15 protein-coding genes are annotated in these 17599 nt (G+C 44.5%); 7 read left to right on the top strand and 8 right to left on the bottom strand.

Annotation, left to right across the window (positions count from 1 at the left end):
- The first annotated feature begins 5 nt into the window (after positions 1–5).
- Positions 6–959 carry a formate dehydrogenase subunit gamma gene (locus tag K5Q73_RS16020; RefSeq protein ID WP_220764942.1) on the top strand — a complete coding sequence of 318 codons (954 nt, stop codon included), beginning with the start codon at positions 6–8 and terminating at the stop codon, positions 957–959.
- Positions 960–1110: 151 nt separating this feature from the next.
- Entirely contained in the window at positions 1111–2172 is a 1062-nt protein-coding gene (locus K5Q73_RS16015) for a porin (protein WP_220764956.1), read from the top strand.
- Between the two features lie 28 nt (positions 2173–2200).
- Here K5Q73_RS16015 and K5Q73_RS16010 read toward each other — a convergent pair whose 3' ends face one another.
- From K5Q73_RS16010 to K5Q73_RS16000, 3 genes are all read right to left on the bottom strand, one after another.
- On the bottom strand, positions 2201–2542 hold the full coding sequence (locus K5Q73_RS16010; RefSeq protein WP_220765081.1) for a YkvA family protein: 342 nt from the start codon (positions 2540–2542) through the stop codon (positions 2201–2203).
- Positions 2543–2641: 99 nt separating this feature from the next.
- A complete protein-coding gene (locus K5Q73_RS16005; protein WP_220764958.1) occupies positions 2642–4957 on the bottom strand; it encodes a YgiQ family radical SAM protein in 2316 nt (771 codons plus the stop codon).
- A 221-nt stretch (positions 4958–5178) separates the two neighbouring features.
- Complete coding sequence (locus tag K5Q73_RS16000) at positions 5179–5577, bottom strand: MAPEG family protein (RefSeq protein WP_220764960.1); 399 nt, start codon at positions 5575–5577, stop codon at positions 5179–5181.
- A 214-nt stretch (positions 5578–5791) separates the two neighbouring features.
- Here K5Q73_RS16000 and K5Q73_RS15995 point away from each other — a divergent pair, with 214 nt between their 5' ends.
- Positions 5792–7012 (top strand): threonine/serine exporter ThrE family protein, encoded by a 1221-nt coding sequence (locus K5Q73_RS15995; protein WP_220764962.1) that lies wholly within the window; start codon positions 5792–5794, stop codon positions 7010–7012.
- A 179-nt stretch (positions 7013–7191) separates the two neighbouring features.
- Positions 7192–8838: a ShlB/FhaC/HecB family hemolysin secretion/activation protein gene (locus K5Q73_RS15990; protein WP_220764963.1), complete on the top strand. Its 1647-nt coding sequence runs from the start codon at positions 7192–7194 to the stop codon at positions 8836–8838.
- Between the two features lie 66 nt (positions 8839–8904).
- On the opposite strand, the gene K5Q73_RS15985 is transcribed toward K5Q73_RS15990, so the two are convergent.
- The 5 genes from K5Q73_RS15985 to K5Q73_RS15965 form a co-directional block, all read right to left on the bottom strand.
- Positions 8905–9321: a DUF6491 family protein gene (locus tag K5Q73_RS15985; RefSeq protein ID WP_220764965.1), complete on the bottom strand. Its 417-nt coding sequence runs from the start codon at positions 9319–9321 to the stop codon at positions 8905–8907.
- 71 nt (positions 9322–9392) lie between these two features.
- Positions 9393–9719 carry a multidrug efflux SMR transporter gene (locus K5Q73_RS15980; RefSeq protein ID WP_028767378.1) on the bottom strand — a complete coding sequence of 109 codons (327 nt, stop codon included), beginning with the start codon at positions 9717–9719 and terminating at the stop codon, positions 9393–9395.
- Between the two features lie 234 nt (positions 9720–9953).
- Positions 9954–10793, bottom strand: a complete 840-nt coding sequence (fghA, locus tag K5Q73_RS15975; protein WP_220764967.1) for an S-formylglutathione hydrolase — start codon at positions 10791–10793, stop codon at positions 9954–9956.
- 94 nt (positions 10794–10887) lie between these two features.
- Complete coding sequence (locus K5Q73_RS15970; RefSeq protein WP_259650819.1) at positions 10888–12018, bottom strand: S-(hydroxymethyl)glutathione dehydrogenase/class III alcohol dehydrogenase; 1131 nt, start codon at positions 12016–12018, stop codon at positions 10888–10890.
- 235 nt (positions 12019–12253) lie between these two features.
- Complete coding sequence (locus K5Q73_RS15965) at positions 12254–12520, bottom strand: DksA/TraR family C4-type zinc finger protein (RefSeq protein ID WP_220765084.1); 267 nt, start codon at positions 12518–12520, stop codon at positions 12254–12256.
- Between the two features lie 275 nt (positions 12521–12795).
- On the opposite strand from K5Q73_RS15965, the gene K5Q73_RS15960 reads away from it, so the two are divergent.
- The 3 genes from K5Q73_RS15960 to K5Q73_RS15950 all read left to right on the top strand — a co-directional run bounded on the left by K5Q73_RS15960 (position 12796) and on the right by K5Q73_RS15950 (position 16880).
- A complete protein-coding gene (locus K5Q73_RS15960) occupies positions 12796–13671 on the top strand; it encodes a LysR substrate-binding domain-containing protein (protein ID WP_220764982.1) in 876 nt (291 codons plus the stop codon).
- A gap of 289 nt (positions 13672–13960) precedes the next feature.
- Positions 13961–15169 (top strand): NAD(P)/FAD-dependent oxidoreductase, encoded by a 1209-nt coding sequence (locus K5Q73_RS15955; protein WP_220764984.1) that lies wholly within the window; start codon positions 13961–13963, stop codon positions 15167–15169.
- 430 nt (positions 15170–15599) lie between these two features.
- Positions 15600–16880, top strand: a complete 1281-nt coding sequence (locus K5Q73_RS15950; protein WP_220764986.1) for a carbohydrate porin — start codon at positions 15600–15602, stop codon at positions 16878–16880.
- Positions 16881–17599 lie beyond the last annotated feature (719 nt).

The raw sequence follows: 17599 nt of genomic DNA, 5'->3' as shown, positions 1-17599 counted from the left end.
ATTACATGAAACATTTAACAGCTTTAGTTCCTTTGATGTTAACAGCCATTTTTAGCTTACCGGCGTTATCTTCTGAAGAAGCGCCTACAGCCCAACTGTGGCAACCAGTAACAGAAATTGCTGTGCAAGCCGATGTACCTGAATTATTAGGCATGCCTGAACAGGCACAACTACCACTTGTTGATCCGCTATTCAATCAAGGTAGGATCGAAACGTTAGCGCCCGCAACCTTCTGGGCAGATCTACTCAGCTATAGCTTTTTTGGTGCCATCTTACTACTCGGTGTGTTTGTCATTATCAATGGCAAGTCAAAATTAGCCCATGGCTTTTCTGGCCGTAAGGTTGCGCGCTGGAGTGGTATGGATGTATTTGTTCACTGGCTAGGCGCCATATCTTGCTTATTTCTGATTGTAACCGGCCTTATTATGGTTTCAGGTCGATTCCTGTTAGAGCCTAATATGGGTGTCAATACTTGGATTGGCGTCATTAATACCTCGGTTGGCCTGCATGACCTGATGGCATTCCCCTTTATTCTAGGCTGGGCAGTAATGGTGCTTAAGTGGGCCACTAAACAGACGCCTGAAGCATGCGATATCGGCTGGTTTAAGGTGTTGGGCGGCTATTTGAATTTCGGTTCATTTAAAGGGCAGCATCCTGATGCGGGCTTTGCTAATGCCGGTGAGAAACTCTGGTTTTGGACATTTACCGCTTTTGGTGGCCTTATCGTCGTATCAGGGTTAATTCTTATGTTCCCAAGCTTGGTCGCAACCAAAGATGCAGCGAACCTAAGCCTTATCCTACACCTTATCTCGGCAGCCATTCTTGGCGTATTCACCGTAGTACATATTTTTATGGCAACCGTGATGTCCGAAGGTGGTATGGAATGTATGACTTCCGGCTACTGCGACGAAAACTGGGCAAAGCAACACCACAACTTGTGGTTCAATAAACTGAAGTAATCACTTCCAACCCATCAAAACTTAATGCCTCAAACGCCTGTCAGCATCAATGCTGATAGGCGCTCCGACTAATCATATTAAATCGTATTGCACCAACTCTAGCCTTTAGAGAGGGCGACTTGTTGCAGCCGAAATATAGGGAAATACACCGATGAACACATATAAATCACTCATAGCAGCCGCCGTTAGCCTTTGCTGCATGAACGCTTATGCGACTGACGCAACCACTGCCGAGCTTGAAGCGCGTATCGCTAAGCTTGAAAGCAATCAAGCGCCATCACAATTTAAAAATAGCCAAGTCAGCCTTTATGGTTCAATTCGCCCAACGCTAAGCTACCTAGACGATGGTCAGAACAAAACGTGGGATGTTCGAGATGCACTTTCTCGCGTAGGTATAAAAGCCAGCACCGAGTTTGCCGATGGCTGGACTGCCATCGCACATGGGGAATGGAGTGTCGATATTGCCAACTCTGGTGATTTTGGTAAAGCACGTCAGGCTTATGCAGCTATTGCCTCGCCTTATGGTCAAATTGGCATAGGTAAGCAACGCCCAGCCCAATACACTTTAGTTGCTGAATATGTGGATATTTTCAACCATGGTAATAGTCCATACGCCTACGACTATGACAATCCATTCTTTGTCGATAACTTTGTCACTTATCAGTTAGTCACTGGCAATTTCACCTGGATGGCTGGCGCTCAATTTGATGGTGATAACGGTGATGATGCGACTGATATGATTAACCTTGGTGTGGGTTACGACATAGCCCAGTTACATATCGGCCTAGGCTATATTACTCAAAATACCGCCGACCCCCAGGGAATTGAAGGCGATAACCAAACGCTGGGGGGAGTCGTGGCTTATACCTTTAGCAATGATCTGTATCTAGCTGTGAGTTATCAAGACAAGCAATACAACTACGACACTGGCAGCATGCAAAAAGATCGCAGTGGTAGCACCTTAGATACGGCGCTAGCTTACCCAATCAGCGAGCATTACACGGTTAAGCTGGGTTACTTCCAATTTGAAGATGGTATCAATGATAGTACCTCTGCCGACTACAACGGTTTTAATACCACTTTAGAATGGAACCCTCTCGACAATGTACGTGTCCACCTCGAATACCTAGACAAAAGCTTTGATAATCGTGATGACGACCGTGCCGTTACTATCGGCTTCAAATACGACTTCAACCTCACCTGGCAAGGCTAATCGTCATATAAGCGAATACTTTTAGCGCTTAGTCAAACCAAGCTGCGGTTTTCTCTGCGGCTTGGTTTTTGACATTATCATCCACATACATAGATACCATAGCTAGCGCCGCAGCCAAGGCTCCGAGATCATCAGAAAATCCCATTATAGGCGTCAAATCAGGTATCGCATCAATCGGTGAAATGAAATAGGCTAATGCACCTAAGATGACTGTTTTAGCCCATTTAGGCGTGTCTGGACGTTTAGCGGCATAATACAAACACAAGGCGTTATCGATCACTTCTCGGCCGGCTTTTTTAGCGAATAGTTTTACCTTCAGCCAAAAGCTTTCGTCACTATATTCAATATTATCGTTTGTCTGTTGCGTCATTTTCGCACCCATTAAAAAGGGAATATCCATTAAGATATTCCCTTATTTTAGTTTATTTAGCTATAGCCAGCTTGTCGCTTGAATTCAAAAACGCTCTATTTACCTTTGGTGTTTAGGCGTTGTGCCCCAAGCATTCTTTTTCGCTGGGCGCTTACCACCTTGACTCGGCTTGCCCTGTCCTGGCTTAGACTGTCCAGATTTACCGCCTGCTTTGTTGCCACCTGATTTATTCGCGCCAGGCTTGCTTGCTCCAGATTTACCACCAGCCTTACGATCTTCAAATTGATCTGCCGAGTGACGGGTGAAGGCTTTTTTGCCTTTGCCATCGTCTTTGGTGTTGAGCTTCTTCTTATTACGAATTGCTTCACGCTCTTGGCGAGACTCTGCCGGTACCAAACAGTTAGGTCCATTGCCAATCAGCTTCTCTTTACCCATAGCAATCAGTGCTTCACGGATCAGCGGCCAGCCCTCTGCATCGTGGTAACGCAGCAAAGCTTTATGCAGCTTACGCTGACGGCCCTTCTTAGGGACTGAGACTTCTTCACTAGTATGCTTCACGTTTTTCAGTGAGTTCAGCTCAGTGTGATAAATCGTGGTCGCATTAGCCATTGGCGATGGATAGAAGTTTTGCACTTGATCTAGCTTAAACTTCTCGCCTTTTAACCATAACGCCAAGTTCACCATATCTTCATTGGTGGTGCCCGGATGCGCCGAGATAAAGTACGGGATCAAATACTGCTTCTTACCCGCCTCTTGTGAGTACTTATCGAAAAGCTCTTTAAACTTATCGTAAGTGCCCATGCCCGGCTTCATCATCTTGTTTAGCGGGCCTTCTTCGGTATGCTCAGGGGCAATCTTTAAATAACCGCCAACATGATGGGTTGCCAGCTCTTTAACGTAACGTGGATCTTCGGTGGCTAAGTCATAACGCACACCAGAGGCAATCAGTACCTTTTTAATACCCGGTACGTCACGCGCTGCGCGGTACAGATCGATGGTCGCTTGATGATCGGTATCTAAATGGCCACAAATCGATGGGAATACACAAGACAAACGACGACAGGTACTCTCGGCTTTTACGCTACTACAGCCTAAGCGATACATGTTGGCTGTAGGGCCACCCAAGTCAGAAATCACCCCGGTAAAGCCCGGCACTTTTTCTTGAATGTCTTTAATTTCTTTAACGATAGAATCCTGCGAACGGCTCTGAATAATACGCCCTTCATGCTCGGTAATAGAGCAGAATGAACAGCCGCCAAAACAACCACGCATGATATTGATTGAGGTTTTAATCATGTCGTAGGCTGGAATTTTCTCTTTGCCGTACGATGGATGCGGCACACGCTGATAAGCGAGATCAAACACGCCATCCATTTCATCGGTATTAAGCGGCCACGCAGGTGGATTAACCCAAATAGCGCGTTCGGCGTGCTTTTGAAACAGCGCACGGGCACAGCCTGGATTTTGCTCTTGATGCAAAATACGCGATGCGTGGGCATAGAGGTACTTATCTTCTGAGACCTTTTCATAGCTTGGCAGTAACACATAAGTCTTCTCCCAAGGCTTGGGTCTAGCAGGTTGAACACTGACCGCTTTTGGCGCGTCATTGTCAAAAATCTTTTCATCCGTTGGCCCTGACAGGTTTTTACAACCTACGTCATCGGCGCCATACGGGTTTGGAATAGGATCGATCTTATGCAGTTGATCGATCTTACGTGAATCCATGCCCTTCCATTCTGGTAACGGCTCTTTACGGATCACTGTGGTACCACGAATATCATGCAGCTCAGATATAGGCTCACCGGCTGCCAAGCGGTGCGACAATTCCACCAAGGGACGCTCGGCGTTGCCGTAAACCAAGATATCGGCTTTAGCGTCTAAAATCACACTGCGGCGCACTTTATCTGACCAGTAATCGTAGTGAGCAATGCGGCGTAAGCTGGCTTCAATACCACCAATCACTACTGGCACTTGCTTAAAGGCTTCTTTACAACGCTGGGTATAAACCGTTACTGCGCGGTCTGGGCGCTTACCGCCCACATTACCTGCAGTGTAGGCATCGTCATGACGCATACGACGCTCGGCCGTATAACGGTTGATCATCGAGTCCATGTTACCCGCGGTCACACCAAAATAGAGGTTAGGCTTACCTAACTTCATAAAGTCTTCTTTGTTTGACCAATCAGGCTGGGAAATAATCCCCACTCTAAAGCCTTGCGCTTCGAGCATGCGACCAATAACGGCCATACCAAAGCTTGGGTGATCCACGTATGCATCGCCAGTGACGATAATGATGTCACAACTATCCCAACCTAACTTAGCCATCTCTTTACGAGACATAGGCAAGAAAGGCGCTGGGCGCGTGAGCTCAGGGCGATACTTTGGAAAGGTAAATAACGTGGATTCTACTTGCATGGATTAGGCAGCCTAACTGAAATACAAAAATTACGCAGATATTGCGCCCCAGCTTGCTTGCGCAATGGGGACGCGGAGTATAACAGGCTACGCCTGCAAGGTGTGACTAAAAAAGCATCAAATTAATGCTTTTTTTAGTATAGACCTTTATCCCATAATTTGGCTGTGGGTATTACTGTACTAGGCTTTAAGGCTTTTTAATGGCTATTAATACCTGCTGACTATAGCGCGGTCATAAAAGAAAAAAGGTTTATCAGCGCCAAACCGATTATCACCGCCCAAGTTAACAACATGCCCCAAAAGCGGCCTATATGGTAACCGCCCTTTCCCAGAGTTAAACCAACAGCATGCAGCACACGAGCAAGCAACCAAATGCAGCCAAAAATATGCAAAACCATATTGTTAGTGCCATTAGTCTCGGCTACTAGCAACAGCAGCAAAGCAATGGGTGCATTTTCAAGTAAATTAGCATGCACCCTTTGGGCTAATGCTAGCGATTCATTGCCTGCACTGCCAATGCCAATTTTGTGAGTACGCCTTAGATTTATCACCCGATAAGTCAGAGCAACAATAAGCAATGCTGTGAGGCTGATATATAGTCCAGATATAGCTAGTGTCATGATTATTTCCATTTAAATTCGCATTCAACACCTCAGCATTACAATTAACGAACATCATGTAAATAAATGGCAACTTTTTTAGCTCAAATAAGGTAAGATGCGCTCGTCAAAATATAGCAAGCGAGCATCTGCGCCGAACAACCCATAACAATCATAATAAGCAGTTGTTTAATCTAGTAAATCATCCTGAAGTCACCTATAGCGAAGTAAGATAGTGGATAATCAAGAGTTTTTAGAAAAGCGCCGTTTCATCATCAGGCTAGGTAAAGCCCTACATAAATTTGGTACGCCAGCCTACCGCCTTGAAACCCACCTGCAAGGTGTGTCTAACGTGCTCGGCATTGAGGGCTATTTCTTAATTTCACCTACCGCGATGACTTTCGTGCTACAGCACGACGAAGATCAGGAATACAACCATGTTGCGAGGGTAAGACCCGGCGAATTGGACTTAGGTGCTTTAGCCCGAACTGACGAGCTTGTTGAAGAGCTGATGTCAGGTCAACGCACCCTCAGTGAAGCACTCGAGCGTTTAGAAGAGATTGCTAACAAGCCTAATCCTTATGGCACTAAACTCACCCTGCTGGCTTTTGGCATTTCTGCCGGCGCATTTGCCATGCTGATGGGCACTAGCTGGAACGATGTATTTTGGTCTGGCATGCTCGGCCTGATGGTGTATGGCTTAGTGTACCGCGCTGAACACTCAAAACGCATGGCTGAGATGCTAGAACCTCTATCTGCCATTTTGTGCGCCATTCTTGCCTACGGTATCGCTCGAATCGACCCCTCGGTCAATATTCCGGTTATTATCCTTTCTGGGATTATCATCTTTATACCAGGTTTAGCTTTGACGCTGGGCTTAGCTGAACTTGCCGCACGAGATTTAATCTCAGGTACAGCAAGGGTAATGGACGCTTTTATGCTGCTATTTAAGCTGTATTTTGGCGTGATATTGGGTATGGCAATTGGTAAGGCGATTTTTGGTGAAACCATTTATGTGCCACCAGCCAGCCTCCCACAATGGGGGATTTGGGCTGCAGTCCCCATCCTTTCTACCGCATTAGTTATTATCTTTAAGGCACGCTTAAAAGACTCACCATGGGGGATTATGGCAGGTATTGTGGCCTTCTTCTCAGCTATGCTCGGTGGAATTTATTTTGGTGAATCTATCGGCATTTTCTTTGGTGCGTTAGCTGTCGGAGTGTATTCAAACTTGTTTGCCCGCTGGATGAAAGCCCCTGCATCAATTGCTCTCTTACAAGGCATCGTTATTTTGGTGCCAGGCAGTAAGACCTATATTGGTCTTAACACGCTTATTCTCGGTGAGACTATCTTTAACCAGTCCCATTTAGGCATTCAAATCTTCCTGATCTTTATGTCGATTGTCGCTGGACTCATTTTTGCGAACGTTGCAGTGCCACCAAGGCGAACCCTATAAAGTTAACCTCAGCAAATACCGAAAAAGAGCGCTTATAAGCGCTCTTTTTTATTGCATCACATCATTTTCAGCTTTAGTAAATCAGTACGTTATTACTTGAGTAATCTACACTTACCCTGTATTACAAATTTGTGACCTGTTGCAATTAGTGGATCGCGCCAAGGAGTATAACGAATAGGATGAAATGGCTTTTCCGCCTGACATTGGCACTCATATTTAGCATCCAGGCGGGTGTGGTTTCGGCTGAAACAAAAACCACCTCAGGTTATAACGAGCATGCAGATGATTACGAGCAAAAAAAACCAACCAAAAATATTGTCATCAAGAGTAATGACATTTTCGACCTATCAGATCCCGAAACTTTTTTTATTCACCGTTGGGCTAATTACCTGCATATTAATACTCGAGACTTAGTGATCCGCGACAAATTAAGCTTTTCGGAAGGCGATAAAGTCAGTCCCAAAGACTTAGAAGAAGCACAGCGACTACTGCGTGCACAAGCCTATATCCGCGATGCCAGAGTTACATTCCCCAAACCGGCAGCCGATGCCGACCTTGCCGATGAAGGTGAAAATATTCTGGTCGAAACTTGGGACAACTGGTCACTATTACCGACCTTTAGCGCTAGCCATAGCGGCGGGGAGAGTAAGTTTTCTATCGGCCTTAAAGAAGACAACTTGCTCGGCTATGGCATTCGTACTCGCGTGAAGTACCAATCTAATGCCGACAGAACAGGTTACAAATTTGCCATCGAGGCGCCTGTTTATTTCATCAGACACGCTACCATCGCCGCTGACTTTTACGACAATAGCGACGGACAGGCTACGCACCTTTACTTTGACAAGCCTTTTTATAGCTTAGATGGCACACATATGTACTCCGCCGAATACTTAGATGATAAGCGTATCGATACTCTCAAACAAAACGGCAAGGACATTAACGAATTCGAACATACCGAGACCTACAATAATGCCCGTTTTGGCTGGCTGATTGAGCGTAATAATGACGAACTGTCGCGGATAGTCACAGGGATAACTCAAGACAAACACGAGTTTGCTCATATCGACAGCTATCCAACCTCTGAGCTGCCCCAAGCAAGAGACTTTTTGTATCCATGGCTGGCCTACCAATACCTACAAGATGACTTTAAGGTGCTTAATAATGTGTACCTTATTAATAACAACGAAGACTTTAATCTCGGCTGGCAACACTATTTCAAGCTAGGCTTAGAAACACGAGATCTCAATGATAATTCGCCCGTAGGCTATCATATCGATTTGCACTCAAGCAGAGGTTATCAAAGCGATGATCAACTAATTTTATTAGAAATGGACGCTGAAGGGGTCTTTGCCACCAGCCAAAAAGATTTTTATCAAGTCAATGTCGCCGCAGAGTACTTCTTCCATCTCAGTCCTAAATGGACAGCATATTCAAAACTGAGACTCAGCACTTCAAAGAACAATTACTTAGATAAACCCTTCGCTTTAGGTGATGAAACCGGGGTTCGTGGCTACCCTAATGACTATCAATATGGCGACCATCAGTGGGCTTTTACAGCAGAAGTCCGTAACTATCCAAATATTAACCTATATCAGCTAGCTGAGCTCGGTTGGGCTATTTTTACCGATATCGGTCACGCATTTGGCGGGCCAGATGAAAACAATGCAATATCATCACCTATCGGCAGTTTCGGTATTGGTGCGAGAATTTATTCATCAAAATCCAGCTACGGCAATGTCGCCCATATCGATTTAAGCGTGCCCTACACTAGCGGACCTGAAGTGAATAGTTGGGAATGGCGCTTTCAAGTAAAAACACACTTCTAACCGAAATCACCAGCAATTAATTCCGGTATAAACAAGTAGCAAAAAGCGATTATTCACTTCAATAAATCACTCATCATCAAAGGCTTCGATTTTAGCCTTAATTGCATTTTTCTGCTGTTTATTTTCCAGCTTATAGATCCGTTTTATCTGTGACTTCATCATAGGATCTTGTACCGTTGATACCGAATCAAACCCCACCTCAACTTTACCTAAAGTTGAGCTCACCAATAGGCCTTGAGCAAAGTTAAGGTCGGTTAAACCACCACTTAAAATTAACAGGTAACTCTGCCTTGGGCGCGAGTTAACGATAACTGAATACCTATCAATGCTCTCCCAGCCATCAATTCGAAAGTTATCGATAGAGTTAACCTGCTCAAGCTCTGGAAAGGTATACATTGCCGCACGCTCTTTGCTAGCCTCACTCGAGGTGCAACCCGCTAACAACACTATCAATAATAAAGACACTCGTTTTAGTAAACGCATAAATTCATCTCCTTACAATCTCAATTTACTGTAGCAGTTAATAATAAATGCGCAAAAAACGCCCAAGCAACCTAATGGGCGTGACCTTGAGAGAAGTTAATCATCATCACGCCAACGGCCACCAGCGCCATACCGACCCAAGCTGTCATATCTAAATGTTGACGATAAAACAGAGCAGATAATAGTGTTACGGTAACAATGGCTAAGCCTGCCCATAATGCGTGCACTACACCAACTGGCATGCCCTTCATCGCCTGGCCTAAAAAGATAAAAGCGGTTAAGTGGCCAAGAAGGACTAAAGCAGCAGGCAAGGGCTTACTAAAACCATCGGTAGCTTTTAACGCCACGTGAGACAATGCTTCTGCAACTACGCCCAATAAAAGAAAAATCCAGCTCATGCTATTACCCTAATGTTGCTCAGCAATTGTTTGTTTGCAAAGAGGTTTAAATTAATGACGCTATTATATTCATCTGGCTTAGATTGATAATCACCATAAAACACAAATGACTTTTACCCTTGGGTAATAATCTGTTAAGTCATGAATATCAGTAACAAAAAAAGCTGCCTTAGTAGGCAGCTTTTAGTGTCGGTATGTCAGTGAATAGCAGTGATTCACTAATTGAAATTTAGCTTATTTAGCCAAATGCTCAGCATGGAAACGTAAGTGGTTTTCAATAAAGCTAGAGATGAAATAATAACTATGATCGAAACCTTCTTGCATGTTTAGCGTTAATGGATAACCACTGACCTTAGCTGCAGCTTGTAACACTTCAGGCTTTAGCTGCTCAGTAAGGAAATCATCAGCCTCACCTTGATCCACTAAAGCAGGCACAAACTCAGTGGCTTGACGCATGAGTAAGCTAGCATCGTATTCAGCCCAAGTTGTGGTGTCGCGACCTAAGTAAGCCGTAAATGCCTTTTTACCCCAAGGACAATTAACAGGATTAGCAATTGGACTAAATGCAGACACTGACTGATAAGCCTGTGGATTGCGCATCGCAATCACTAACGCACCATGACCGCCCATAGAGTGACCGGCGATAGAGCGTTTATCGCTAACTGGGAACATAGATTCAATCAGCTGTGGCAGTTCATTTACCACATAGTCATACATGCGGTAATGACGGTTCCAAGGAGCTTGGGTGGCATTCACATAAAAGCCTGCGCCTTTACCTAAATCGTAGCCAGCATCGTCGGCAACATCGTCACCACGCGGGCTAGTATCTGGTGCAACAATCGCTATGCCTAGCTCAGCAGCCATGCGTTGTGCACCGGCTTTTTGCATAAAGTTTTCATCGGTACAGGTTAAGCCTGACAGCCAATAAAGCACTGGCACTTTTTTACCGTTTGACGCTTGAGGCGGTAAATAAACCGCAAATCGCATGGCGCAATTAAGGGTTGTAGACTGGTGGCTATATTGCTTATGCCAGCCGCCAAAGCTCTTATTTACGCTGATATTTTCTACAGTCATTTAATACCGACTCCTAAAAATTTGTGACATCGAGAGTCGTTGACCCTCTAAAAAAACAAGCGCCCGAAAGCGCTTGTTATTTTGTACGACTTAATTACTTATCGAAGTGGATAACAGTACGAATACTCTTACCTTCATGCATTAGGTCAAATGCTTCGTTAACTTGCTCAAGACCCATAGTGTGAGTGATGAAGTCGTTTAACTTGAACTCGCCAGCCATGTAACGCTCTACGTACTCAGGTAGTTCAGAGCGGCCTTTAACGCCACCAAATGCACTACCTTTCCATACACGGCCTGTTACTAGCTGGAATGGACGAGTTGAGATCTCTTGGCCAGCACCTGCAACACCAATAACTACTGACTCACCCCAACCTTTATGGCAGCACTCTAGTGCGCTACGCATCACATGTACGTTACCGATACACTCGAATGAGTAATCTACGCCACCGTCAGTTAACTCAACAATCACGTCTTGGATTGGCTTGTCGTAATCTTTAGGGTTGATGCAATCAGTTGCACCCAACTTACGTGCTAGGTCGAACTTGCTTTCGTTAATGTCGATAGCGATGATGCGTGAAGCTTTAGCCATTGCCGCGCCAATAACCGCTGACAGACCAATACCACCCATACCGAAGATAGCAACCGTTGCGCCTTCTTCTACTTTAGCGGTGTTCATTACAGCGCCCATACCAGTAGTTACACCACAACCTAGCAGACACACTTCTTCAAGCGGTGCTTCTGGGTTAACTTTGGCTAGAGAGATCTCAGGTAATACTGTGTACTCAGAGAAAGTTGATGTACCCATGTAATGGAAAATTTCAACGCCATCTTTAGAGAAACGCGTGGTGCCATCAGGCATCAAACCTTTACCTTGAGTTTCACGGATCTTCTGACAAAGGTTAGTCTTGCCAGACTTACAGAATTTACATTCGCCACATTCTGGCGTGTAAAGTGGAATCACGTGGTCGCCAACTTGAACGCTAGTTACGCCTTCACCGATTGACTCAACAATACCGCCGCCTTCGTGGCCAAGAATACAAGGGAAAATACCTTCTGGATCATCGCCTGATAATGTAAATGCATCAGTGTGACATACGCCAGTGGCGATCATCTTAACGCGCACTTCACCTTTTTGTGGTGGCATTACATCAACGATTTCCATTGATAGTGGTTGGCCAACTGCCCAAGCTACTGCGGCTTTTGATTTGATTGTTTGTGCTGTCATCTTGTATTCCTACTCTTAATAAACTTTATATACGGTGGTTCACCGCAGTGGGTATGGTAAGATTATAACTACCTGTTTGACATTGATAATCCCATCAATAGGTAATTTACCTTTACCATATGGTAATAATCTTTTAAAAATGGCTTCATTATTTATATGAAGCACTTTATGTGGCTTGAGCTAAACCCAAGCCGACTAGTTAATTAATTGCGACTCATTTTCTATCGTGTCAGCATTAGCGCAGTTGGCTATCTTTACTACCACGACGATTAAATAGATGCTGTTTAGCCTGTTGGTTATCAATTTCATTTTGACAACTAATACAGAGTCGAACGCCGAGTAATGCCAACCTTCTTGCTTCTGGTATAGCTTCACCGCACTCTTCACAATGCAGTAAACTCATCCCGCCACGTAATCGACTTCTTGCCTCGGCCACAGCATCTTCGACGCTACTGTCGATTTGATCTTGCACTGCACCATCTCTAGACCATCCACCCGCCATATTGATACCTCTGCATGACAATTGTGCTGCCCAATAAATGATCGACAAATGGCGCATTCAATTAGCCGCCATTAATCTATAGTTGAAGTCTGCTCTTTAGTCGACATTGGCTAAAGATACATTAGTGATTAAAACTGATTATCTATATCAATCAACACCACTCGACTCGATGGATGTATTATATTTATTTCATCAAAGATGATAATTGGCCAAATATGCAAATATCTTTTACTATATAGTAAAAATAGTTTATTCAATCCTTATAAGGAAACAGCATGTTTAATTGGGAAGGTGTCAGTGAGTTTGTTGCTGTAGCCGAAGCTGAAAGCTTTACTAAAGCATCGCAGCGATTAGGCATTTCGACAGCACAAGTCAGCCGCCAAATCAGTGCGCTGGAAACCAGACTCGCGTCTAAGCTGTTTCATCGAACCACCCGCAAAGTATCGGTTACAGAAGTTGGCCGCATCTATTATCAACATTGTCGCCAAGTATTAGATGGTTTAGAAGAGGCCGAACGCGCGATTACCAATTTGCAGACCAGCCCACGTGGGCTACTGAAGATCACCGCGCCTGTCACTTATGGTGAAATGACCATAGCACCATTAATTAATGACTTTGCATCGCTCTACCCCGAGCTTGAGGTGAAGCTTAATCTCACTAATCAAAAATTAGACTTAGTTGATGAAGGTTACGATCTGGCTATTCGACTTGGGCATCTAGAAGATTCGAGCATGATGGCCAAAAAGCTAAGTAGCCGTACCCAATATGTTTGTGCATCACCTAGCTATATATCTACTTATGGCATCCCACATTCATTATCAGAGCTTGATCAACACAACTGCTTAATTGGCACCATGGATTACTGGCGCTTTCAAGAGAATGGTAAAGCCCGTAATGTTCGGGTCAAAGGCAGCTTGAGCTGTAATAGTGGTCATGCATTAGTGGATGCGGCCATAAAAGGCATAGGCATAGTGCAGCTGCCAGATTATTACGTGCAGCCTTACATTGAAGCAGGGGAGCTCACCGCATTACTTGAACAGAACCGTCAACCAGAGGAAGGGATTTGGGCGCTGTATCCGCAAAATCGCCACCTTTCACCTAAGGTGCGTATGCTGTTAGATCACCTAACGGCAGGACTAAAGACCGCATAACTCGTAATAAACATGGCCTATAGCACTCGCAATAGGCCATTTAAGACGCTGTCGAAGAAAGTTAAACAACATACCTATCAATAACCTACCTCGATCTCACCTTTTATTATTACCTATTGGTAAAAGTAATTTGCATTTTTAGCCAATTGTTCCAAATACGACGATAACTATAATGAGCGCCATCTAATAGCCATGCACTCGGTCATACCTTGCGTATCCCCTTTCAGTTCCAAGGCTCTTTTCAATTTTCAAATTTTGTCTGCATCTACCGATGCATAGAGGAATTATAATGTCTCGTATTGTTATTGTTGGTGGCGGCGCTGCAGGCCTTGAAATCGCAAGCATGCTAGGTCGCAGTGTGAATAGCCAAGATGAAGTTATTCTGGTTGAAGGTGAAACTCACCACTACTGGAAGCCACGCTTCCATGAGATCGCTGCAGGTACTTTTGACAGCGATCTAGACACAATCTGCTATTTCAGCCATGGCGCTAATAATGGTTACATGCATTACCAAGCTTGGATGACAGACGTCAATCGAGCAGCAAAGCAACTTGTTGTGCGCAAACCTAATGGAGAATCCGATACGCTTAATTACGATTACTTAATTATTGCCATCGGCGCTATTAGTAATGACTTTGCCACCCAAGGCGCAAAAGAACATTGCTTGTTCTTAGATACACCAGAGCAGGCCCGTGATAGCTGGCACCAAATAAGCTCATTGCTACGCTCAGGTAAAGACTGCACCATCAATATTGTTGGCGCGGGCGCGACAGGACTAGAGCTTGCAGCTGAATTGGCTAAGGTTAGCGCCGAGCTAAGCGAAAACCCTTATGCAGCATGGCTCAACATTAACTTGATTGAAGCGGCAGACAGAGTGCTACCAAACGGCCCAGTTAAGATGTCTGAGCAAGCATTGCTAAGACTTGAGAAATACCAAATCAACGTGATGCTTAATACGCGTATTGCCAGTGTAGATAGCGACCGTATGACCACCAGCGACGGCCAAGTGCTTAATGCCGACATCCAATTTTGGGCGGCGGGTATTAAAGCGCCAGACTGGTTAAAAGATATTGGTGGACTGCAAAGCAATTCGCTTAATCAATTAGTGGTTGAACAAACCCTAATGACCACCTTTGACTCAGCTATTTTTGCACTTGGTGATTGCGCCGCCATTCCACAAGCAGATGGCAGCCAAGTCCCACCCAAGGCGCAAGCAGCTAATCGCGCAGCAGTGCATTTGGCTAAAAACTTAGTCGCCCATTTAAATGGCAAACCACTTAAGCCGTTTGTTTACAACGATGGCGGTATGGTGGTTGCGATTGGGCATAACTTTGCCATTAGCACCATGATGAACGATAGATTGATCTTAAAGGGCCGTTTAGTGCGTCGCCTGTACGATACGATTTTCCGTTTACATCAAAAAACCGTTAGCGGCTATTTAGCCATGTCGCGCTTGATTATTTTCAAACGACTCAAGTGTCTATTTAAACCAGCTTAAGCTTATTACCTCAAAGCCCACTAACCTTTGGTTAGTGGGCTTTTTTACAGGCTTCATCTACCACAAACCATCCAGCATTAGAGTCACTTAAATATCAGAAACTAAATCAACAAAAAATAAGTGCCACGCCCTAATAACATCTCGCATTACAAAGCCAGCATTTCATATGTAAGCAAACTATTAACCATGCACTAAGTATGTTAATTTTATCCACTACATCACAACTAAGTCTCAACATGAAACACTGTAACGAGCGAGGTTGTCAGTAATAGAGATTGAAGTATGCCATTTGCTTGCACGTTCACTCTGAATAGGATCGGAGTAAACCGCAATACACGTAAGCAGTTGCCACAGTCGCGCTATCGAACCTTACTGCAAGGCTTAGATAACCGCCATGACACTAAATCAACATGATCAATAAGGATATCTGATGACCCGTTACTCACTTGCCGCCTCTTGTATCGCGCTAGCCCTAGCAACCCCAGCGCAAGCCTCTCCGATTGACTATGAACTCGCCGCATTAAAAGCGCGTATCGAACAACTCGAGTCGCAGCAGCAACAGGCAAAAGAACAGAACCAACAGCAGCGAGAGCAAGAAGCACTGGCTAAGCAACAAGCTGCCGTTGAAGAGCAAAAAGTACAAGAGAGTTCGTTAAAGTTTGGCGGTGCAGTACGTGTTAACTACTCCTATGAAGATTTTGATGAAGATAATGCAGATCGTGGTGGTGACTTTGATTTTGACCTATTTCGTATCGATGTTTCAGGCAATTATCAGGACCTTATTTTTTCGGCTCAATACCGCTGGTTTGAGTATATGAATGTCATTCAGCATGCATGGATTGGCTATAACTTTGACGAGCAACAACAAGCAAAAATTGGTGTTACTCAAGTGCCTTTCGGTATTTTAAGCTACGCCTCAAACAACTACTTTTTTAGTTCTAATTTCTATCTTGGGCTTGAAGATGACCATGATATGGGACTGAACTACACCTATAAAGGTGATAGTAACCAATTTGATTTTGCCTTCTACAAAAATGATGAACAAGGCGGCCTCGACGGTTTTGTTTCTGACCGCACTGACCGCTATGCTTATGATGTGGTGGGTATTCGCTTAGACGGAGAAGATGCTTACGACGCGCCAAGTGCAGGCTATGCTGCAGGAGAAGTGAATACCTTCAATGCACGTTATGCGCACAACTTCGCCTTTGATAAAGTAAACCTTGAGCTAGGCGCATCAATTCAAGCCGGGCAATTAGAAATAGAAAACGGCACCGATGGTGATAATGTCGCAGCAGCGATTCATGGCGTAATCAATTATGGCCGCTGGAATGTGAAGCTACAGATGACTGATTATAAGTACGACGTTGACGGCATGGATGTGGATCGCATCGTTGTGGCCGCCTATCATTTTTATGATTCTATCCCAGCTGAAGCCACTACATACATTGCCAACCTCGCCTACAGCCTTCCTGTTGATATCGGCCCAATATCAAACCTTACCTTCTATAACGATTACTCGCTAGTCACCGATAAACCAGCAGCTATGGAAGACACCTTTATGAACGTTACCGGTATGGCAGTTTCTGCTGGCGGCCTTTACACCTATTTTGATTTTGTCGTTGCCGAAAACCAACCGTTTATCGGCGGCACTATGGTTGGCGACGGCGGCACTAATACCCGCTTTAACATTAACTTTGGTTACTATTTCTAGGTTTGGTTAGTTTAAGCAACAGGACATAATTAACAGAAAATAAAGAATCCACCTTCTGAAGAAGGTGGCTTTGCCCATATGTTACAAAGCAGACTCCCTAGAAGGGAGCTTTCCTATCGTGCTTTAGCAAGACGCCGTAAATATATCCCTATAGGCTCTGCTAAATCATCCCTGATTTAGAAGCTTGCACTGCACTTCTAGCAAAGCTTAACTTTATCACTGAGTCTAACCTGGATATGTTTAAATGAACTTATAAGCCGTGTATCGCAGGGATGCTAAGCTCGCCTCCATAGACCTTTTCTGTTTTAACAAAAGTCGGCGTGCTAATAAGCCATTAAACATAGCCTACTCCATGAATTTCATTTGTTTTATTTCAGGCAAAGCCTAATTGATGATAACCATCTACTGAAATAGGTGATTTAGGGCTGAAAACAAAAGCCGCAGCCCCTAACTCAAGAACAGGCTGGACGTTTTGGAACTAACAGATAACAAAAAGCCCACTTCTCTTACGATAAATGGAATTGTCTGAATAGGTGACATTGATGCCCGATAAACCGCTGTTCCTAGATCAAGAGTAGAATGGTAGTTTTGCATCAGACAGAAAGCAAAAAGGCCTCACATTACTGTTGAGGGCTTTCTTAAATAGGTGACATTGATGCCCGATAAGCCTCGGGAAGTCCCAGAAAGTAAAAAACCGCATCCCTTGCGAGATGCGGTTT

This window comes from Shewanella sp. MBTL60-112-B2, from assembly GCF_019655055.1.
GTDB lineage: Bacteria > Pseudomonadota > Gammaproteobacteria > Enterobacterales > Shewanellaceae > Shewanella.
Note: the sequence above shows the minus strand (reverse complement) of the source record. Positions and strands in the feature narration are given on the sequence as shown.